Annotated in this window: 17 protein-coding genes, 2 tRNA genes and 2 pseudogenes; 14 read left to right on the plus strand and 7 right to left on the minus strand. The window is 57.4% G+C overall.

Annotated features, from left to right (window positions below; all coding sequences use genetic code 11):
* The 3 genes and pseudogenes from ACWISF_RS05725 to ACWISF_RS05735 form a co-directional block, all read right to left on the minus strand.
* Positions 1-183: pseudogene (locus tag ACWISF_RS05725) on the minus strand (hypothetical protein); the annotation flags it as partial.
* Positions 184-326: 143 nt separating this feature from the next.
* Positions 327-398: transfer RNA gene (locus ACWISF_RS05730), tRNA-Thr, on the minus strand.
* Between the two features lie 6 nt (positions 399-404).
* Positions 405-489: transfer RNA gene (locus ACWISF_RS05735), tRNA-Tyr, on the minus strand.
* Positions 490-601: 112 nt separating this feature from the next.
* On the opposite strand from ACWISF_RS05735, the gene prfB reads away from it, so the two are divergent.
* Positions 602-1,712, plus strand: a protein-coding gene (gene prfB, locus ACWISF_RS05740; protein ID WP_448380637.1) for a peptide chain release factor 2 whose coding sequence is annotated in 2 segments (ribosomal slippage) — positions 602-673 and positions 675-1,712 — 1,110 coding nt in all. Because the reading frame shifts where the segments join, the coding sequence is not laid out codon by codon here.
* A gap of 3 nt (positions 1,713-1,715) precedes the next feature.
* On the opposite strand, the gene ACWISF_RS05745 is transcribed toward prfB, so the two are convergent.
* The 4 genes from ACWISF_RS05745 to bioD all read right to left on the minus strand — a co-directional run bounded on the left by ACWISF_RS05745 (position 1,716) and on the right by bioD (position 4,815).
* The gene (locus ACWISF_RS05745) at positions 1,716-2,753 is read right to left on the minus strand and encodes a DUF389 domain-containing protein (protein WP_448380638.1); all 1,038 of its coding nucleotides are present in this window, start codon (positions 2,751-2,753) and stop codon (positions 1,716-1,718) included.
* A gap of 125 nt (positions 2,754-2,878) precedes the next feature.
* Positions 2,879-3,361: a hypothetical protein gene (locus ACWISF_RS05750; protein WP_448380639.1), complete on the minus strand. Its 483-nt coding sequence runs from the start codon at positions 3,359-3,361 to the stop codon at positions 2,879-2,881.
* Positions 3,362-3,539: 178 nt separating this feature from the next.
* Positions 3,540-4,067 (minus strand): response regulator, encoded by a 528-nt coding sequence (locus tag ACWISF_RS05755; RefSeq protein ID WP_448380640.1) that lies wholly within the window; start codon positions 4,065-4,067, stop codon positions 3,540-3,542.
* A gap of 31 nt (positions 4,068-4,098) precedes the next feature.
* On the minus strand, positions 4,099-4,815 hold the full coding sequence (gene bioD, locus ACWISF_RS05760) for a dethiobiotin synthase (protein WP_448380641.1): 717 nt from the start codon (positions 4,813-4,815) through the stop codon (positions 4,099-4,101).
* 33 nt (positions 4,816-4,848) lie between these two features.
* On the opposite strand from bioD, the gene ACWISF_RS05765 reads away from it, so the two are divergent.
* From ACWISF_RS05765 to ACWISF_RS05825, 13 genes and pseudogenes are all read left to right on the plus strand, one after another.
* Positions 4,849-5,274: an LptA/OstA family protein gene (locus ACWISF_RS05765; protein WP_448380642.1), complete on the plus strand. Its 426-nt coding sequence runs from the start codon at positions 4,849-4,851 to the stop codon at positions 5,272-5,274.
* Between the two features lie 78 nt (positions 5,275-5,352).
* On the plus strand, positions 5,353-5,838 hold the full coding sequence (gene apcD / locus ACWISF_RS05770) for an allophycocyanin subunit alpha-B (RefSeq protein ID WP_448380643.1): 486 nt from the start codon (positions 5,353-5,355) through the stop codon (positions 5,836-5,838).
* A gap of 96 nt (positions 5,839-5,934) precedes the next feature.
* Positions 5,935-6,558 (plus strand): glycoside hydrolase family 24 protein, encoded by a 624-nt coding sequence (locus tag ACWISF_RS05775; protein WP_448380644.1) that lies wholly within the window; start codon positions 5,935-5,937, stop codon positions 6,556-6,558.
* A 458-nt stretch (positions 6,559-7,016) separates the two neighbouring features.
* A complete protein-coding gene (locus ACWISF_RS05780) occupies positions 7,017-7,889 on the plus strand; it encodes a hypothetical protein (RefSeq protein WP_448380645.1) in 873 nt (290 codons plus the stop codon).
* Between the two features lie 21 nt (positions 7,890-7,910).
* The gene (locus tag ACWISF_RS05785) at positions 7,911-8,930 is read left to right on the plus strand and encodes a S1 family peptidase (protein WP_448380646.1); all 1,020 of its coding nucleotides are present in this window, start codon (positions 7,911-7,913) and stop codon (positions 8,928-8,930) included.
* A 1-nt stretch (position 8,931) separates the two neighbouring features.
* Positions 8,932-10,152, plus strand: a complete 1,221-nt coding sequence (locus tag ACWISF_RS05790) for a S1C family serine protease (RefSeq protein WP_448380647.1) — start codon at positions 8,932-8,934, stop codon at positions 10,150-10,152.
* Entirely contained in the window at positions 10,133-11,764 is a 1,632-nt protein-coding gene (locus ACWISF_RS05795; RefSeq protein ID WP_448380648.1) for an ABC transporter substrate-binding protein, read from the plus strand. Before ACWISF_RS05790 ends, ACWISF_RS05795 begins: the two co-directional genes overlap by 20 nt.
* A 338-nt stretch (positions 11,765-12,102) precedes the next feature.
* A complete protein-coding gene (locus tag ACWISF_RS05800) occupies positions 12,103-13,536 on the plus strand; it encodes a circularly permuted type 2 ATP-grasp protein (protein ID WP_448380649.1) in 1,434 nt (477 codons plus the stop codon).
* 5 nt (positions 13,537-13,541) lie between these two features.
* Positions 13,542-14,489, plus strand: coding sequence for an alpha-E domain-containing protein (locus tag ACWISF_RS05805; RefSeq protein WP_448380650.1), 948 nt, complete (start codon positions 13,542-13,544; stop codon positions 14,487-14,489).
* A gap of 8 nt (positions 14,490-14,497) precedes the next feature.
* Complete coding sequence (locus tag ACWISF_RS05810; RefSeq protein ID WP_448380651.1) at positions 14,498-15,190, plus strand: type 1 glutamine amidotransferase; 693 nt, start codon at positions 14,498-14,500, stop codon at positions 15,188-15,190.
* Positions 15,191-15,238: 48 nt separating this feature from the next.
* On the plus strand, positions 15,239-17,272 hold the full coding sequence (ligA, locus tag ACWISF_RS05815) for an NAD-dependent DNA ligase LigA (protein WP_448380652.1): 2,034 nt from the start codon (positions 15,239-15,241) through the stop codon (positions 17,270-17,272).
* 4 nt (positions 17,273-17,276) lie between these two features.
* Positions 17,277-18,593, plus strand: a complete 1,317-nt coding sequence (locus ACWISF_RS05820) for a DUF3084 domain-containing protein (protein WP_448380653.1) — start codon at positions 17,277-17,279, stop codon at positions 18,591-18,593.
* 387 nt (positions 18,594-18,980) lie between these two features.
* Positions 18,981-19,253: pseudogene (locus ACWISF_RS05825) on the plus strand (reverse transcriptase domain-containing protein); the annotation flags it as partial.

Raw genomic sequence — 19,253 nt, forward strand, 5'->3', positions numbered from 1 at the left:
GTCAAAATGCCCCGCCGCCATATCGGTTTCAATCCGGGCGGCTAATGCCCGTGTAGGCTTTATCTGCGAGTGCCCCACCGCTAAACTGTATCGCTTGCCACGATAACTCCACCGCAACCAGTACAGCCCATCCCGGCTGTATATCGCCACCTTGCCCTTGCCACCCGCCTGTATAAGCTCCATTTCCCTGATCCAGTTTTGATCCAGTTTTTACACTTCTAAGATACCCTAACACCACCCAAACTGATACTAACTTAGACTATGTGTACTAACGGGATAACGGCTGAATGCGGGTTATGGCGGGGGAAAGGTGCTTAAAATGGGTAAGCCCGTGACGAGGATTGAACTCGTGGCCTCACCCTTACCAAGGGTGTGCTCTACCACTGAGCTACACGGGCAGATGGTGGTGGGCCGGGCTGGATTTGAACCAGCGTAGGCAGAGCCAGCGGATTTACAGTCCGCCCCCATTAACCACTCGGGCACCGACCCAAAAGACGCCAGAGTATTATCATACTACATTGCGGGCCAGCAATTGGCCAAGGGGAGCAAGGGGTCAGGTTGTTAGTGTATAGTAAACAATTACGCAGTTGTAACATTGTCTATGGAACTGAGCGAGTTAAAACGCCAGCTAGATCACCTACACACGCGCCTGGGTCATGCCCAGGACTATCTTTGACCCGGAGGCTTTGACCGCCCAACTCCGGGATTTGCAGCAGGTCGCAGGGCAAGCGGATTTTTGGGACGACCCCCGGCGGGCGCAGACTACCCTGCAAACCCTCAATGACACCAAAGCCCGGCTGGAGCAACTCCAGCGCTGGCGTCAGCAGCTAGACGATTGTCAGGCGATTGTGGAATTGCTGGCGACCGAGCCGGATGCGGCCCTGTGGGCAGAAGCGGTAGAAACCCTGGCGGCCTTGGACCGGGAATTGAATCGCTGGGAATTGGAGCAATTGCTGTCACAGCCCTACGATGCCGAGGGTGCGGTACTGACCATCAATGCCGGAGCAGGGGGCACGGATGCCCAGGATTGGGCGGAAATGCTGTTGCGGATGTATACCCGTTGGGGCGAACGCCAGGGCTACAAGGTGCGCCTGACGGACCTATCCGAGGGGGAAGAAGCAGGGATTAAATCAGCGACGTTGGAAATCGAGGGACGCTATGCCTACGGGTATCTGCGGGGCGAAAAGGGCACCCACCGGCTGGTACGCATTTCCCCCTTTAACGCCAACGGCAAACGGCAGACCAGCTTTGCGGGCGTGGAAGTGATGCCCATGCTTGCCGACCAAATGGTCGAGGACGTAGAGATTCCCGAAAGCGACCTGGAAATTACCACGTCCCGGGCAGGCGGCAAAGGCGGCCAAAACGTCAACAAAGTGGAAACGGCAGTGCGGATTGTCCATTTGCCTACCGGCTTATCCGTGCGCTGTACCCAGGAACGCTCCCAGTTACAGAACAAACAAAAGGCCCTGGCCTTGCTCAAAGCCAAATTACTTGTCATTTTGCAGGAACAACGTTTGCAGGAAATCGCCCAAATTCGCGGGGATGCGGTGGCCGCCACCTGGGGCAACCAAATTCGCAACTACATTTTTGACCCCTACCAATTGGTCAAAGACGTGCGCACCAAAGCAGAAACTCCCAATATCCAGGCCGTGTTGGACGGAGATTTAGATTTATTTATCCAAAGTTATCTCCGGCAAGAAGCCCAAGGGTAGGCCCTACCAGGGTTCATCCTCAGGAGCACGTACCTGTTGGATGGGATTTACATCCAAAATCAAGGTAAATTTCTGCCCCATCCGCCGCGCCAAGAATTGTTCCAACAACTGCACCTGGCGGGGGGTTATCGGCTCCGGCGACCGCACCGTCAACCGCACCTGCGGCGGGTGGGTGTACCAATCGGTGCGAATGTGGATGAGTTCGACCTTTTGAAAGGTAACCGTGCCGCTGAGCAACGCCTGGCGCAAATTGGCTTGCAGGCGATTTTGGCGGACGAGTTCCCGAAAACTAATCCCCAAAGGAATCAGCAACATACCGGTCAACACCGTGGTCAAGGCCAAAACCCCTCGCGCTTGCGTCCAATGGGTATAACCCGCCAGCATAAACGCCACCATACAGGCCAGGGCAATCCCCAAGAAATTCGTCAAAAACAGCAGAAACGCCCCCCAAGTCAAACGCCAATTCCCCTGGGACAACCCCAACCCCACCACACACACAGGCGGCATCAACGCCACAGCAATCGCCGTACCAGGCAGCGTCGCCGACACCTTAGGTTCCACCAACGCATAGCCGCAAATCCCCCCCGCAGCAATGGCAATGCCCAAATCCAGCAAATTCGGCGTCGAGCGGGCGAGAATTTCCGAGCCAAACACCGCCAAACCGGCCAGCCGACCCAACCCCCACGAAATCAGAACCGCCACGCCGACCCCCACCAAAAGCGACCCCAAAGCCCGGCGAAATAAGGGCAAATCCCCAATCAATACCCCAAACGCCAAACTGCGAATGGGCATCATCAACGGCGCCACGATCATCGCCCCAATGATCACCGCCGCACTATTGGCAAGCAACCCCAACGTAGCAATGACGCAAGAACCAATCACCAGCACCACATAGGGCGTATCCAGTTGTGATTCGGCATGCAAACCCATCTGAATTTGCCGGAGTTGCTCAAGTTCTGCGAGCATTTGCGGGTTAGATGGTTGAGACGTGAAGACCTTAGCCAACTGCTGATACCAACGCCGGGGCCGCCACATGGTCATACCTGAAATTAACGCGCTTCCTAAAAATATAACCTACCCCCGGCCAAACTTCTGACGCCCGCCCCTGCCGACCGAAAAGACATTCCCCTTTTGGCAAACGATGAATTGTACCAGGTTAGAAATACTCAAGAAATGGCTTCATACCGAGCCTCCCAATAATCCCAAAACACCCTTTTGGTTGCCAGGATCAAATCAGAATTATTGTATAGTTCGAGCATCAGCCGATTGGGATGGGCTTTGGGTTTGATCAGACTCAGATAAGTGACGGCCTGTTCGGGGGACATCCCACGTTCACAAAGAAAAATGAGCGTTGCTGCCGTGCTACGACTCACCCCAGCGCCGCAATGAATCACAATCATCCCTTCCTGATACTGACGCGACCAGGTGATGATTTGGTCAATGTGGGACCGGTCCGGGGGAATCAAATTTGCTTCCGGGGCATTAATATCATGAAAACGCAAATCGAGATAGTGTGAAACATTGGCCGGCGGTTGCGGAAATGTGGGATTTTCCGGGTCAGAAATGGAAATGAGATTGGGTACACAGGCATTATTTCTCACAATTTCTAAGGCCGTATAACAGTCACACACCAGCAGGTCAAAACTCATCATCACAACGAAAATAAACGTTTAATCGTTGCACTTTACCCTACCAAACTCGGCATTTATCTTACCTCGCTCGGTTCCCTGGGTCAAGGAAGAGCTTAAGCAGCCTTTTTGCGCGCCTGCATCATGGCAATTCTGGCCCAACGCCCCACCCACTTACGGCCAGGAGGTAAAATTGGGGTCAACTGCCCAGCCGTTCTTGTATCCAGGTACGTAGGGATTGTAATTCGCTGCGCAGTTGCGCCACTTGTGTTTCCAAAGCTTGTACCCGTGCTTCCCAACTGCCGCCGGCGGGCGTGGGTGCTGGTGCCATCTGCTGTTGCCGTTTGATCCGCTCGCTCGCAAAACGGGTCGCCAAGCGAATCGCTTCAAATAATTCCGCCTTTTCAAAAGGTTTGGCCACAAAAGCAAAATAATCAAACGGTTCGGGAATTTTTTCAACCACTTCTTCTTTGCGCCCCGACATGACCACCAGGGCAATGGAATGGAGGTGAACATCCTGTTGAATTTCCTGAAAAATGTCCCACCCGCCTTTTTTGGGGAGAATGAAATCTAATAGGATTAAATTGGGGTGATGTTGGCGGATCATTTTCATCCCTTCCACCCCATCCCGGGCTTCCAGCAATTCTATGCCTTCCTGGGGCATCATTTCTTTGACCCGCATCCGAATCACGCGGCTGTCATCAATCACCAATACTTTTTTGGTCATAACGCCCTACCGGTTGGCATTCACTTCCGATTTAACCACATTTTTGCGAGGGTGTAACCGAAAGGCGGGTATGGCCCCAGCAGCGGTCGAGTTCGGCAGCGTAGGCGGCTTGTTGGAGACAGGCCGGGTCAAAAATATCCGCCACATAGGGAAATTGGGCCAGCACCGGAACGCCGGTGAGCTGTTCGATCCAAGCCGCAGGCGCCCAATCCTGCCGTTGCGCCGGGGTCAAGGGTTCCCGCTCGTTGAGAATTAGTCCCCGCAAGGGCACGCCCATCTGCCGCGCCAGCGCCACCTGGGCCACCGCCTGACCAATCGCGCCCAACCGCACGGGAATCACCACCACCGTGGGCAAGCGCCACTGGGCGCACAGGGTCGCGGTAGTCCACTCCCAGGTCACGGGCGAACCCAGACCGCCTGCCCCCTCGACCAACACGCGGGGTACCCGCTGCCGCAGTTGGGTCAACTGTTGCCAGGCCACCGCCAAGTCCACCGTCCGCCCTTCCCGCTGGGCAGCCAAGGGCGGCGCCAAAGGGGCAGCAAAAGACAGGGGATTGAGTTCAGCAGGAATTGCTTGGGGCGGCAACACCCGTTGGTAATACTCCCGGTCACCTGACCCTGCCTGCACCAGTTTCATCACCGCCACATCGCCCAGACACAAGGCCAAGGCGGCAGTCACCACCGTTTTGCCCACTTCCGTATCACTGGCACTGATAAACAGGCACTGACCCCAGGCCGAAGGCGTCATCTATCATAAGCAGTAGCGTCGTTGTCATCCATTATGAACGTGAACAAGCTTGGGGTGTTGTTGACCAGTCTGGGGCTGGCCGTGGCCGTCCGGCTTCCCTTGTGGGCGCAGACCAGTCCCCCCCCCAACCGCGGTGGCCCCTTGACCATCACCTCCGACATACAAGAGGCCAACGCCCGCTCCGGGATTGTGGTTGCCCGCGGCAATGTCCGTCTGGTCTATCCCAGCCGCCAAGTGGATGCAGTGGCCGAGATGGCCGAGTACGACACCCGGCGTCGGGTCATCACCCTGCGGGGGAATGTGTTGATCCAGCAGGAAAACAACACCCTGCGGGCCGATGTCGTGGTTTACACCATTGACACGGGGAAAATTGAAGCGTTGCCCCTGCCCCCCAAACAGGTACAGTCGGTGTACATGATTAAAGAGAACCCGGAAAAACCCGCCCCCACCCTACCCTGACCCCCTTGCCGCCGGGCACGCTTCATTTCTAAAGTGGAACAGGTGGGCTTGTTGAATGTTAATCATGAGGTTTTAGGTATGGCTTTGGTCGCACAGGTGATTGCACAAGCGGACGAGGAACTGCGTTATCCCACCAGCGGGGAATTGCAGTCCATTCAGGATTTCCTGGCCACCGGGGAGCAGCGGTTACGCATCGCCACCATCCTGGCGGAAAATGAGAAAAAAATTATTGACAAAGCGGTCAAACAGCTCTGGCAATTGCACCCGGATTACATTCTCCCCGGCGGCAATGCCTACGGCCAACGCCAACGTGCCCTGTGCCTGCGGGATTACGGCTGGTATTTGCGGTTGATTACCTACGGGATCGTCGCGGGTGACAAGGAACCTATCGAGAGCATCGGTCTTATCGGGGTGCGGGAAATGTACAATTCCCTGGGCGTGCCCTTGGTGGGGATGGCCGATGCCATTCGCTGTCTGAAAACGGCGGCCCTGGCCCTGTTGGATGCGGAGGATGCGGCGGTCGCCGGCGATTACTTTGACTACGTGATCCAGGCCATGTCCTAGGGAGGGGCCGCAGCGCACCGTTTGGCCGGTTCTGGCTTGACTGCAAAGGGCGGGGAACCCTAGCAGCGTGACGGCGCTCACGGCTGGTTTTGTGGTGTGACAGGAGGAATGGCCAACCAACACCAGTCTCTCAAGCCAAGGCCACAGGGGTTTTGGACGGCAGTCATTTTAGGGTTGGGCGTCGGTTGTTGGCCGTTGGTGTTTCCCCGGCTGGTGACCCACTGGCTGGCGCCGCCTTTGGTGATGCGGGGGGGTGACCCCTACGTGCGGGCCTTGATGCGCACCATTGCCGTCAGTGAAGCCTATGGTGCGGGCGCCTACCACCGCCTTTATGGGGGAGAAAAAGTCACGGATTTGCGCCAGCATCCCAACCGCTGTGTGCGAATTCGGCCAGGGTGGTGTTCTACGGCAGCAGGGCGGTATCAACTTCTTTCCACCACCTGGTACGAAAAGGCGCAGCGTTACCATCCCCAAGGCTATAGCTTTGCGCCGGAGTTTCAAGACCAGGTAGTGTACGGCTGGCTGAGCGACCCAACAGCCTGGCGGGTAGATGTGGCAGCGACCCTGCGGCAGGGGGAGTTGGATGTGGTCTTGCGGGAGTTGTCCGGCACCTGGACCAGTTTGGGCTACGGGGGAGAATCGAATCGCTGGACGCCTTTCCTGCCCTGGATTTACCAGCAGATTTTGCGGGAAGAATTGGCGCAGGCCGCACGACGGTAGGGACTTGTGACACTCCCACCGCCTCAAGCCGGGGGATGCTGACGCAGTCCCCAAACGGACGCGCAACCCCTACACCGTTCCTTCTTTACTGTTCGCGTCAGCAGGGACGCACCGGTCGGGTTTGTCACCGTCGTAGGTGCAAGGCCGACGGCCCGCTCAAGCGACGACCTGGGAACGGTACGCCTCATTGATGCTTACAACATCGGTAAGCACCTCAAGTTGCTTAACGGCTTTTCCGCCCCGGAGTACGGAGCTACCAAGCTATTCTGCTGTGTAATAAAAATAAATACTTAATACTTACTTAAATACTTAATACCTATACTTTTATACTTAGTCAACAGTGACTATGGAACAATTCGGGAACGAACAATCCCGGGAAGGGCGGGGGTAAGGGGTTCGTTTTCTCGGACTGAATGTTATAGTGGAGATCAAAAATGGTGTGAGGTTGCAGAACTCCTATGATGCGAACCAAAGCTTGCCTAACGTGGACAGGGTTGGCGGCGCTGGTGCTTGGGGGATGCACCGTGACCGTTGAACCGTCCACCGACAATGCACCCACGCCCTCACAACAATCGCCTACGCCTACCCCGATGGTTGCTACGCCTACCCCCTCGCCAGTAGCGGCAGCACCGTTGACCCAAGAAGGTTTGATTCCTTCCGAAGACCCCAACAAGCGGCGGGATCAGCTCATGCCCGGTCGGGAGGACCCCTTTGCCCCACCGGGAACAACGGGGGCGCGGCCAGGCCAGGAAGTGGTAGAAATTCCACCGCCGCCTTTTGACATTGCCCCACCGCCAGGCCCATTACCGCAGGTACAGAATGCGCCCTTGCCTCCCTATGACCCGGCTTCTTCCACCCTGGCGGATTTTCCGGGTCGAGGGGCCGATATTGCCAATATGATCATGGTGCATGGGGTGGTGCAGGTAGGCAACCAAGTGCAAGCGATTATCAAAACCCCCAACGAGGCGTCGGCTCGCTATGTGCGTCCGGGTCAGCGCTTGGAAGGGGGATTGGTGCTGGTCAAACGCATCGAAACGCGGGGGCTGCAACCAGTAGTCGTCTTTGAACAGGATGGTACCCAGGTGGCGCGGGCGGTCGGTCAAGAACCGGATTTCCCGGTGAATCCCTACACGATTGGGGCGCGGGTACCGAGTTTGCAAAGTCAAAGTCCGCCAGGGGCTGCGGGGGTGACGGTCGCACCCCTGCAACCAACCCAGCCGGGGGCCACAAGTCCAGCGCAACCGGCAGCGCCCCGGCAAGGGCAGATGCCATCTGTGCCGTCGCCAACGGTACCGGCGGTGGTGGTTCCCCCTGCTCCTCCCGTCCGTTAGCTCTATCCGAGGGAGTTTTCTATGCGATCACTACCATCACTAACATTGACCTTGGGGTTCCTGTGGAGTATGGCGATGCCTGCCCTGGCGCAGCGGTTGACCCCCAACAATGTGCAGGATGTTTATACGTTTGTGGCGGAAAATATCTGTCCTTTTCCCCGTAACCCGATCGACCTGCGTTCGGTGCGGGAGTTGACCGGGCGAGAGGACTTGACCTTCACGGATATTCAACTGATTTGCGGGCGAGCGACCGGGCAGCGAGTGGCAGTGGCGCAAGCCGCAGGAAGACGGGCGCCTTTATCAAATTTTGAACTGATCGAGCGGGCGCGGCGGGCTACGGTGGCGGTGATTTTATCCGTGTATGATGCTATCGGTCAGCCCCAACCTTCCCCAGGGAACATTCCCAGCAACCCCAGCTTTGAGACATTTCCGTTACAACGGCTTTATGACATACGCCAGGCGACGGGGTTTCATCTGGGCAATGGTCTCATCATCACCAATCTAACCTCCCTAGGCGGCATCCCGACGGCGATTGATAGTGTTGGTACTGAGCTGTTGGTTTTAGGGAGCAATGCCAACAACATGCGCCTGCGGGTGGAACTGCCCGATGGGTCGGTGCGGCAGGCGCGGCTGGTGTATTTTGACCCGACCACGGATACGGCACTGCTGGCAGTAAAAGGGGATACCCGACGTCTGGCCGCTTTGCCGGTGGCGACCGCCTTGCCGCAGATTGGTCAGCGGGTATTGACCATGAGTTATCCCATTGGGGTGTTGCCGGTGACGGCAACGGAGGGGATGATCATGGGCATTCGTCCCTATGGTCGGCTGACGCTGTTGCAGATCAGTGCGGCTACCAGTGACGGTTCCCAGGGGGCGCCGGTGTTGGATGAGCGGGGTGCGGTCGTGGGGGTCGTCACGGTGAAAAATCCCACGCTTTTCCAGTTGGCGGGTTCTCTGTTGGGGGCGGAGAATATTGGGTTTGCCGTGCCGATTGGCACGGTGTTGCAACGGTTGAATTTGGCAGCCCGGGGAGGACATTAATATGGCGTTGAAGGTACAGTGGCGGCGGTGGTATTGGCTGGCGGCTCCGGTGGGGGCGATGGCCATTTTTGCCGGGGTGGTGGTGCAAGGCAGTCGGGGGGTGCATTCCCATACGGGCGTAGCCATGCCGGAACCGGCTAAGGCAGTTGCTCCAGAAACTCCACCGGAACCTGCGGTGACGACGACCCCAACGGATTGGCGGGCCTTGGCCCAGTTGGAAGCAGAAAGTGCGGCGGCGTTTGCCCAGACCGCGACCACACCAGAGGATTACCGGGTGGTACAGGCCAAGTGGCGCAAGGCGCTGGCGTTGTTGGACAAGGCACCCCAGGATGAGCGGACGGCCCAACTGCGGCGCTATTACCAAAACCAATTGCAGGATGAGGGCGCCCCTGCTGAGGAGGCGGAAGAAGGCTCCGGGGGACGGCGGGTGGCAGCGGCTGAGGCGAACTTGCTGCCTGGGACGCGGGGAATTTTTGCGCGGGAGATTGTCATCCGCGGAACGCCTGTGCCCAACCAGGTTCTCACCCCAGCCCAGATCGTCAACCGCTATCTCCCGGCGGCGATGCGGGTGGAACCGACCCGCAGTGTGGTGGGCAGTGGGTTTCACATCGGCGAGGGGTATGTGATTACTAACCTGCACGTGGCCCAGGAAGCGCAGGGGTTTGACCGGCGGATTTTTGAAGACCGTCCCATTCCCTTGACCGTGCGGCTGTATGACCGTACCCGGCGACCGGCGCGGGTGCTGCGGATTATGGAGGGGGGGTTGGCGGCGATGGCTGCCGTCAACATTCCCCATGAACCGTTTGACATTGCCCTCCTGCAGATTCAGGGGGATGTGAGCGATTTGGGCACTGTCCCCTTGTGCGGCAAGATGCGGGTTGGGGATGAGGTGATTGCCATGGGGACTCCCTTGGGGCAGCAAAACACCATTACCAAGGGGATTATCAGCGTGATTCATTCCTTTGAGGCCGGGCACATCATCCAGACCGATACCCAAATTTTGGGGGGCAATTCGGGCGGCCCTCTGCTCAACAATCGGGGGGCGGTGGTGGCGGTCAACAGCGCCGGAATTTTTGGGGCGGCGGTCGAGGGGCTGAAATTCTCCGTGCCCATTGTGCAGGCGCTGGAGCGGATGCGGGTGCGGGTGGTGAATACGGACAATCCGGGTTGCGGTGGCACGGGAACCGGCGGTCGGACCGTCTATGCCCCAGGGCAAAAGTAACCGTCGTTTCTGTGGGCGCTGGGGTTGGCTGCTGCTGGCAGGGTTGGCGGTGGGATGTGGTCAGCCGCAACCGCCTCCTTTTGCCCAACAGCGGGACCCCAACCAAATCATCATCGGCACGACGGCCAAGGTGAGTACCCTGGACCCGGCGGATGCCTACACGGTCTTCACCGGGAATATCCTGCTGGCGCTGGGGGACCGCCTGTACACCTACAAGCCAGGCACAACCGAGTTGCAACCGCAACTGGCAACCGCCCTGCCCCAGGTGAGCGCCGATGGCTTGACCTACCGGATTCCCTTGCGCCAGGGCGTGGTGTTTCAGGACGGGGAGCCGTTTAATGCCGAGGCCATGCGGTTTTCCCTGCAACGGTTTATCGCCAACGGGGGGCGACCGTCTTTCTTGCTAAAAAATCTGGTGGCGGACATCCGGGCGACCGGCGCCTATGAACTCACCATTCGTCTGCACAAACCCTTTGCCCCTTTTCCCCAACTGCTGGCCTTTTCTGGTTTGTGCGCCGTGTCCCCCAAGGCCTACACCATTGGGCCAGGGCAATTTCAACCCCGGACGTTTGTGGGTACAGGGCCGTATCAGTTGGTGAGTTTTGGCCGGGATACGCTCAAACTCAAACGGTTTCCCAAGTATTGGGGGACGCCGCCGGCCAATGCCCAGTTGGATATTCAGTTTTTGACCAGCAGTGCCAATCTGTACAATGCCCTGCAAACTGGTGCCGTGGATGTGGCCTACCAATTTCTGGAACCGCAGCAAATCATCCAACTGCAGGCCCGGCCGGATATCCAAGTTGTCAGCAGTGCCGGAACTGGCATCAGTTACCTTACGCTCAACCGCACGCAACCGCCCCTCGACAAAAAAGAAGTACGGCAGGCATTGGCGCTGGTCATGCCCCGGCAGTTGCTCCAGGAACGGGTGTTCCAGAATTTGGTAGAACCTGCCTTTAGCATGGTGCCCAGCAGTATCCCTGGTTATCAGCCCGTGTTTCGGGTTGCCACCGCAGCGTCGCCGGTGACCCGCGCCCAGGAATTGCTCGCCCAGGTCGGCATTACCCCCAGCCAACCTGCCCGGATTGACCTGTGGTACCGCAGCAATCTCCCCAGCCACATGCAGGTCGTCACCACGCTCAAAGCCGCCATCGAACGGGAGTTACCCATACAACTCAACCTCCAACCGGTGGATGCCACCACCGCCTATCAGAACCTAGAAAAGGGCATTTATCCCCTCTTTTTGTTGGATTGGTATCCCGATTTTTTGGATGCGGACAATTATTTAGAACCGTTTATGAGCTGCGTCAAAGGCACGGTAGCCCAGGGATGTATCGAGGGTTCCAGCCGCACGTTTGGCTCTTTTTATTACAGCCCCCAAGCCAATGAACTCATCGCCCAGAGTCGCCGCACCACCAATACCACCGAGCGGTTGCGTTTATTAGGAGAATTACAAAAACTCATGGCTGCTGATGTGCCTTACATTCCCCTCTGGCAAGAACGGCAATTTGTGTTTGCCCATCGGGATGTCCAAGGGGTCCGCCTCGAACCCAACCAAACCTTTCCCTTTTGGTCCCTCAAAAAAGTGCCGCCTTCTTCCCCAGGTAACTTATAAAACCCCCATGGCTCACACGAGTCCTGCCGGTGACGCATGATTTTTTATAAAAATTTCACAGACCAGAGGGGGTCAATGTATCCTATGTATCGGTTTTCGCAAGTCGTGTATTGGTATGGGGAATGAATATAGCTAAGCATACAAAGGTTGACATGCTATGGGTCGCTGGGCGTAGCCATGAATCTTCAGGCGACAACCTTAACCTACCTAGCTATACCTGGAATGATTGGCAGACGATTGGCTGGGAATTGGGCAGGCAAAATTTCACCAGGATAGTAAGATAAGTTAAGTAAGATAATACGTGAGGCGCGCATCGGGTTGCTGGGAGTAATGGCCCTGTGAATTTCAACGCCTACGACCCGGAAGGTTTCTATGACGAATGGTTTATCCGTGTGGGGGAACCCCGTCCAGAAGTGCGGGTTTTGGTCGAGCGTATCAACCAACTGCCACCAGGCGAATTACAGCAACGCCAACAGGCAGCCCAGGCAATTCTGATGCAAATGGGGGTCACATTTCAGGTCTATAGCGACCCGGCGCAAAGGGAACGGATTTGGCCGTTTGATGTGATTCCGCGGGTTGTGAATGCGCAGGAATGGGCCTACTTGGAACGGGGATTGAAACAGCGCGTTGAGGCGCTGAATTTATTTTTGCAGGATGTGTATCAGGAGCAGAAAATTGTCAAAGATGGGGTCATTCCTGAGGAAGTAATTGTTTCGTCCCAGGGCTATTTACCGGCCTGTCGGGGGTTGTCGCCGCCAGGGGGTGTTTGGTGTCATATCACCGGCAGTGATTTGGTGCGGGATCACGAGGGCAAATGGTGGGTTTTGGAAGATAATTTACGGGTGCCTTCTGGGGTGTCCTATGTGTTAGAAAATCGCCGGGTGATGAAAAACACGTTTCCTAAGTTATTTCGTATGCTGGATATTCGTCCAACGGATGATTACCCCAGTCATTTATTGGAAACGTTGCTGTATTTAGCGCCCAGTTATTTGAACCAACCCTGCGTGGTTGTGCTGACGCCGGGGGTTTACAATTCTGCCTATTTTGAACATGCCTTTTTGGCCCAACAAATGGGGGTAGAACTGGTAGAGGGGGGCGATTTGGTGGTGGTGGATGGCTATGTGCACATGCGGACAACGCGGGGGTTACAGCGGGTGGATGTGATCTACCGACGGATAGACGATACGTTTCTTGACCCCCAAGTGTTTAATCCCAATTCGTTGCTGGGAATTCCTGGGATTATGGAGGTTTATTACCAAGGGAAAGTGGCTTTGGCAAATGCGCCGGGAACGGGGGTGGCGGATGATAAGGTGGTGTATGCTTATGTGCCGGAGATGATTCGTTATTATCTGGACGCCGAGCCGATTTTGCCCAATGTGCCTACCTATTTGTGCTGGCGGGAGTCGGAGCGGGAATATGTGTTAAATCATCTGGAGGAGTTGGTGGTCAAAGCGGCGAATGAATCGGGGGGCTATGGGATGTTGATGGGACAGACGGCAACCCCCCAGGAGCGGGCCGCGTTTGCTGAGAAAATTCAACAATTTCCCCGCAATTACATTGCTCAACCTACGCTTTCTCTATCGCGGGTGCCGACGATTGTGGGGGATCGTTTTGAGGGCCGTCATGTGGATTTGCGTCCCTATGTGTTGTTTGGGAAGGAGATTTATGTGCATCCCGGTGGGTTGACGCGGGTGGCTTTGAAAAAGGGTTCGCTGGTGGTGAATTCGTCCCAGGGCGGGGGCAGTAAAGATACTTGGGTGTTGGCGGAGTAAAAGGGATGCTAAGTCGGGTGGCCAATTCGATTTATTGGCTCAATCGTTACATCGAGCGGGCGGAAAATGTGGCGCGGTTTGTGGATGTGAATTTGCATTTGATTTTGGATTTACCCCATCCGACGATGGCGCAGTGGGAGCCGTTGGTGGTGGTCACGGGGGATATTGCCCTGTTTCGGGAGCGCTATGGGTTGCCCACGCAAGAACAGGTGATTCAGTTTTTGACCTTTGATAGGGATTACCCCAATTCCATCATTGCCTGTGTGGCAAAGGCGCGGGAAAATGCCCGGTCGGTGCGGGAGATTATTTCTTCGGAAATGTGGCAAGAAGTGAATTCTTTTTACTGGATGATTCAACAGACGGCGCAGGCCGGACCGGAGGTGGATTGGAATCGGTTTTTTCAGGAGGTGAAATTGGCAAGCCATCGGTTTGCCGGGGTGATGGATGCCACCATGTCCCACAACGAAGCTTGGCATTTTGGGCAGATGGGACGCTTTTTGGAGCGGGCAGATAAAACGGCGCGCATTGTGGATGTGAAATACTACGTGTTGCTGCCTTCGGTGCAGGATGTGGGGACGACGTTGGATGAGATTCAGTGGATGGCCTTGCTCAAGTCGGCAAGCGCCTATGAGATGTACCGCAAGCGGGGGCGTCATGTGATTACGCCGTGGCAGGTGGCGGAGTTTCTCCTGTTGGACCGGGAGTTTCCCCGCTCGGTGTTGTTTTGTCTGCGGCAGGTGCAGGCATCGTTGGCGCGGATTACCGGCACAGGGGTCAATGACAGGTATATGGGGGTGGAACGGCGGTTGGGGCGGCTGTGTGCGGAGTTGGAATATATTACGATTGAGGAGATTATCCAGGGGGGATTGCACGAATTTTTGGACCATTTGCAGGTGGGCTTGAATCAGTTGGATGAGGCGATTTTTCGGACGTTTTTTGCGGTGCATGTGTAGGAGGGGGGATGAAACTACTGCAACGGGTTTTGGTGTTTGCCCATTCCCCGGAGGTGACCTTGGGGACCTTTGCCCAGGTGTTGCACCAGGAGGGGTGGGCCTACGACTATGTACGGATGTGGTTGGGGGAGGCGCCCCGCTGGGATTGGCCGGATTATTCCCATGTGGTGTTGTTGGGGGGAGAAATGGGGGCCTACGAGCAGGATCGCTATGAGTTTCTGCGCCGGGAATATGGGTATTTAGAGGGGATTTTTGCCGCAAATTTGCCGGTATTGGGGATTTGTTTGGGGGCGCAAATGTTGGCGCATTTTTTGGGGGCAAAAGTGGCCGTGGGGCAGCATGGTCGGGAACGGGGTTGGATTCCCATTGACCGCCTGGAGACGGCCATTTATGACCCGGTGGTGGGGCATTTGCCGCAGGAGAGTTATTTTTTTGCATGGCATGGGGATACGTATGAATTGCCAATGGGTGCGACCTGGTTGTTGACCGGTAGGGTGTACCCGCAGCAGGGGTTTCGCTACGGGGACCGGGTGTGGGGGGTGCAGTTTCACCCGGAGGTCACGCAGGAGATGATTTGGACCTGGTGGGAAGAAGCACCGGCGGACTTGGGGGAGGCAAATGCCCGGTATTTACCGCAGGCGACGGCGTTGGGGCAGGAATTGTGGCGGCGGTTTTTGGCCCAAAATCACGGGTTACAATAGGCTCGGTGCCGGGCAAAAAATAGGTTCACCAAGAGCGTCAGTTCCGGTATGGACGAACCACCAAAGGAGTTGGCAAACCCTTCTGAACGGGATGAACAACGCCTGCGGGAATTGCGAGCCCTCTTGCAAAAAGCGGCCCATGCCTATTACGTGTTGGATGCGCCGATTATGGCGGATGAAACCTATGACCAACTGTACCGGGAATTGCTGGATTTGGAGCAGCGTTATCCCCAGTGGGTGACGCCGGATAGTCCGACGCAACGGGTGGGGGGGGCGCCCTGTGAGGAATTTCCGCCCATCGTTCATCCAACACCCCTCTACAGCCTGGACAATGCCTTTGACTTTGCGGAGATGCAAGCCTGGCAGGAGCGCTGGCAGAAATGGTGGTCGGGGGAGTTGCCGCAGGACCTCTATATCTGTGAGTTGAAGATTGATGGGGTGGCCTTGAATTTGTGCTACGAACGGGGGGTGTTGGTGTGGGGGGCTACCCGTGGGGACGGGGTGACGGGGGAGGAGATTACGGCCAATGTGCGGACCATTCGGACGATTCCTTTGCGGTTGCAGACGGACCAGCCCCCGGAGCGGGTGGAGGTGCGGGGGGAGGCGTTTTTGCCCCAGCCGGTGTTTGCGGCCCTGAATGCCCAACGTCAAGCGGCGGGGGAGCCGCCTTTTGCCAATCCTCGCAATGCCACTGCCGGCACGCTGCGTCAGTTGGACCCCCGGATCGTGGCCCAACGGCGGTTGGATTTTTTTGCCTATGGGGTAGGCAGTGGGGTAACGGCCACCACGCAGCAGGAACTGCTGACCTTGCTGGCCCAATGGGGGTTTCGCACCAATCCCCATACCCAAATCTGCCCGGATTTGGCGGCAGTGCAGGCCTATTACCAGCACTGGGTGAAACAGCGGCAGACCTTGCCCTACGGCACCGATGGGGTGGTAGTGAAGCTGAATGCCCTGGCCATGCAAACCGCCTTGGGATTTACGCAAAAATCTCCCCGCTGGGCGATTGCCTGGAAATTTCCCGCGGCAACGGCCATCGCAACGCTAAAGGCGGTGACGGTGCAGGTGGGGCGCACCGGCGTGCTGACGCCTGTGGCCGAATTGACGCCCGTGCGTTTGGCTGGGACGCAGGTGACGCGGGCGACCCTCCACAACCAGCAACGGATTCAAGAATTGGATGTCCACATCGGCGACCGGGTGGTGGTGCGCAAGGCGGGGGAAATTATCCCGGAGGTGGTGCAGGTGTTGCGGGAGTTGCGTCCCCCGGAGGCGGTGCCGTACCGTTTGCCCAGCCATTGCCCGGAGTGCGGCCAACCGGTAGTGCAGGCGGCGGATGAGGCGGCCACCCGCTGTGTGAACCGGCGTTGTCCGGGCATCATCCGGGAGCAGATCAACCACTGGGCCAGTCGGGATGCGCTGGATATCCAGGGCTTGGGGGGCAAGGCGGCGCAGCAGTTGGTGGCCCTGGGCTGGGTAACGACGGTGGCCGACCTGTACGATTTGACCGTTGAACAGTTGCAGACCTTGGAGCGCTGGGGACCCAAATCCGCCGCCAAGCTCATCGCCGCCATTGACCGTTCCCGCCAGCAACCCTGGGCGCGGGTGTTGTACGGGTTGGGCATCCGCCATGTGGGGGCAGGTACGGCAGCCCTGTTGGCCAGCCATTTCCCCAGCGCCCGCGCCCTCAGCCAAGCCAGCGAAGCGGAACTCTGTGCCTTGCCCGGCGTGGGGGCAGAGATTGCCCAGGCGGTACACACCTGGTTTGCCGATGCGGAAAACCAAGCCCTGCTTGCCCGTTTGGCGCAGGCGGGACTCCAACTGCACCAGGAACCGGGGGCGCCCGCCGGTGGGGTGCTGGCGGGCAAAACCCTGGTGCTGACCGGCACGCTGCCCCATCTGACACGTGCTCAGGCCAAAGCGTTGATCGAGCGGGCAGGGGGCAAGGTGGCTGCCAGTGTAACCCACCGCACCGATTACGTGGTCGTGGGGTCAGAAGCGGGTGCTAAGCTAGACAAAGCGGTGGCATTGGGCATTCCTTTACTCAGCGAAGCAGAACTGCTGGCCCTGGTCGGCGAGGGGTGAAAAGGTGGTAGCCGGTTACACCTTAGTTGTTGTCATCCTCATTCTTGGGGGTTTGATTGCCACCTTGGGGGATCGCATTGGCAGCCGGGTGGGCAAAGCCCGTTGGCGGCTATTCAAACTGCGTCCCCGCACCACTGCGGTTCTGGTCACCCTGGTCACAGGTGGGGTGATTTCTGCCACCACCCTGGGGGTTTTGCTGGCTGCCGACCAGCGGTTACGCGACGGCCTGTTTCGCTTGCACCAGATTCAGGAAGACTTGCAACGGGTAGAAAAGCAAAAAAACGAGGCCCAAGCGGAATTGGCCCTTGCCCGCCACCAACTCCAGCGCACTCAGGAAAAGCTGCGCCTTGCCAACGAAAACGTCAAAGCCATTGAAGCCAAACTGGCCCAAGTCAACCGCAATTACCAGCAGGCCTTGGCAAAACTTGCGACTGCCGAACAAGAATCCCGCACCCTCGAAGCCCAAATTCGCGAGTTAAAACAGGATCGCGCCCAACTGCAAGCCCAACTGCAGCAGGCCCAAATCCAAGTGGCGCAAGCCCGAACCCAAGCGGATCGGCTGCGGCAAGAAGGCCAAAAACTGCAAAGCCAGATTGCCCAGTTGGAACTGGTGCGGGGGCGGTTGGAGCAAGAAATCGGGCAACTGCGCCAGGGCAATGTGGCGATTCGCCGGGAACAGGTATTGGCCACAGCCACCGTCCGCGCCATCTACGACCGGGAATTAGCGCGTCAAGCGGTTGAACGGACGCTGCAGGAAGCCAGCCGGGTCGCCGGGTGTCTGGGGCAACGGCAAACGCAACTCGAGGTCTGCCTAAGCCACGCCAGTCCTCGCGATGTCCCTGCCCCGCGGATTCGCATCAGCAGCAGCGAACTCAACCACCTGGTCAACACCCTCAGCAATGGCCGGGACTACGTGGTGCGGGTTTTGGCTGCTGCCAACTATTCCAGCGGCGAACCAGAAGTAGGTGTATTTACTGATGTCACCCCCAATCGGCTGATTTTTCCGGCAGGGGCGGTGGTGGCGCAAATCTCCCTCGACTTAGGCACGATGGATGAAGTTGCGATTATGAGCCAGTTGGACCGTTTGTTTTTGGCATCCAACGTGCGTGCCCGTCAAAGTGGCATTCTTGCCGATCCGTTGACCAACAAAGTCGGTTCCTTTAGCCAGGTGGCGCTGGTGCAATTTGTCGAGCAGTTGCAAAATCTCAAGGGTGTGGTACAGGTGCAATCGGTGGCGCGCCGTCCAATTTACACCGCTGGCCCCTTGGACATTCAATTGGTCGCCGTGCAAAACGGGGAAGTTGTCCTGCGTTCGAGTTGAATGGTCAGTTTCCAACGAGGTGCTATGTTAGGGGTAGGTGCTGTTAGGTCTTATTGATGGCCGTTGTTGATCCTGCGACGGTTAGCTGTAAGGGTCGCCTTATGCCCGCGCGACAACCTTCACCTGCTCCTTCGGGACGCACCTACCCTCGTCACCCTTGGTGCTTGCCCTGTAACGCCCGGTCTGCGTGTCTGAGCGGGCCGGTGGATAGGATAGGAAAAGACCGGGGAGAGGTTCTTGCGACCTGGCACGTCGGCAGGGATAGGAGGAGACCGGGCAGGGAGAGGGTGCCGCCTGCGCCCTTGCTTCCCCCCAAGGCTGGGGACTAAGAGAATAACGCCTACAGCACCTTTTCTCAACCTTTTCTCAATTTTTGGAGCAGCGTCAATGGCCCATCATCTCCCGGAGCAGCAAGCGGTCACGTCCGCTTGGCAACAGGGGGAATATGCCAATTCCCCCCCAAATCCTGAAGAACTCAAGGCCGCCTTCCTCGCCCTGAAAACGCCGCGGGACGTAGCGCGTTTGTTGCAGGTGAGCGATGACCATTTGGTGCATCTCATCTACCGCGTACCTCCAAAACATCGCTATATCACTTTTGAAATTCCCAAACGCGCAGGGGGAACGCGCACCATTGCCGCACCCGTGACCGCCTTAAAACTA

The sequence above is a fragment of the Gloeomargarita sp. genome, assembly GCF_053491055.1.

Coding starts and splice junctions, on each gene's coding strand:
- ACWISF_RS05785 (WP_448380646.1), top strand. CDS start 7,911: ATGCGATCACTACCATCACTAACATTGACCTTGGGGTTCCTGTGGAGT.
- ACWISF_RS05790 (WP_448380647.1), top strand. CDS start 8,932: ATGGCGTTGAAGGTACAGTGGCGGCGGTGGTATTGGCTGGCGGCTCCG.
- ACWISF_RS05780 (WP_448380645.1), top strand. CDS start 7,017: ATGATGCGAACCAAAGCTTGCCTAACGTGGACAGGGTTGGCGGCGCTG.
- ACWISF_RS05755 (WP_448380640.1), bottom strand. CDS start 4,067: ATGACCAAAAAAGTATTGGTGATTGATGACAGCCGCGTGATTCGGATG.
- ACWISF_RS05805 (WP_448380650.1), top strand. CDS start 13,542: ATGCTAAGTCGGGTGGCCAATTCGATTTATTGGCTCAATCGTTACATC.
- apcD (WP_448380643.1), top strand. CDS start 5,353: ATGGCTTTGGTCGCACAGGTGATTGCACAAGCGGACGAGGAACTGCGT.
- ACWISF_RS05810 (WP_448380651.1), top strand. CDS start 14,498: ATGAAACTACTGCAACGGGTTTTGGTGTTTGCCCATTCCCCGGAGGTG.
- ACWISF_RS05795 (WP_448380648.1), top strand. CDS start 10,133: ATGCCCCAGGGCAAAAGTAACCGTCGTTTCTGTGGGCGCTGGGGTTGG.
- ACWISF_RS05765 (WP_448380642.1), top strand. CDS start 4,849: ATGAACGTGAACAAGCTTGGGGTGTTGTTGACCAGTCTGGGGCTGGCC.
- ligA (WP_448380652.1), top strand. CDS start 15,239: ATGGACGAACCACCAAAGGAGTTGGCAAACCCTTCTGAACGGGATGAA.
- ACWISF_RS05745 (WP_448380638.1), bottom strand. CDS start 2,753: ATGACCATGTGGCGGCCCCGGCGTTGGTATCAGCAGTTGGCTAAGGTC.
- bioD (WP_448380641.1), bottom strand. CDS start 4,815: ATGACGCCTTCGGCCTGGGGTCAGTGCCTGTTTATCAGTGCCAGTGAT.
- ACWISF_RS05750 (WP_448380639.1), bottom strand. CDS start 3,361: ATGAGTTTTGACCTGCTGGTGTGTGACTGTTATACGGCCTTAGAAATT.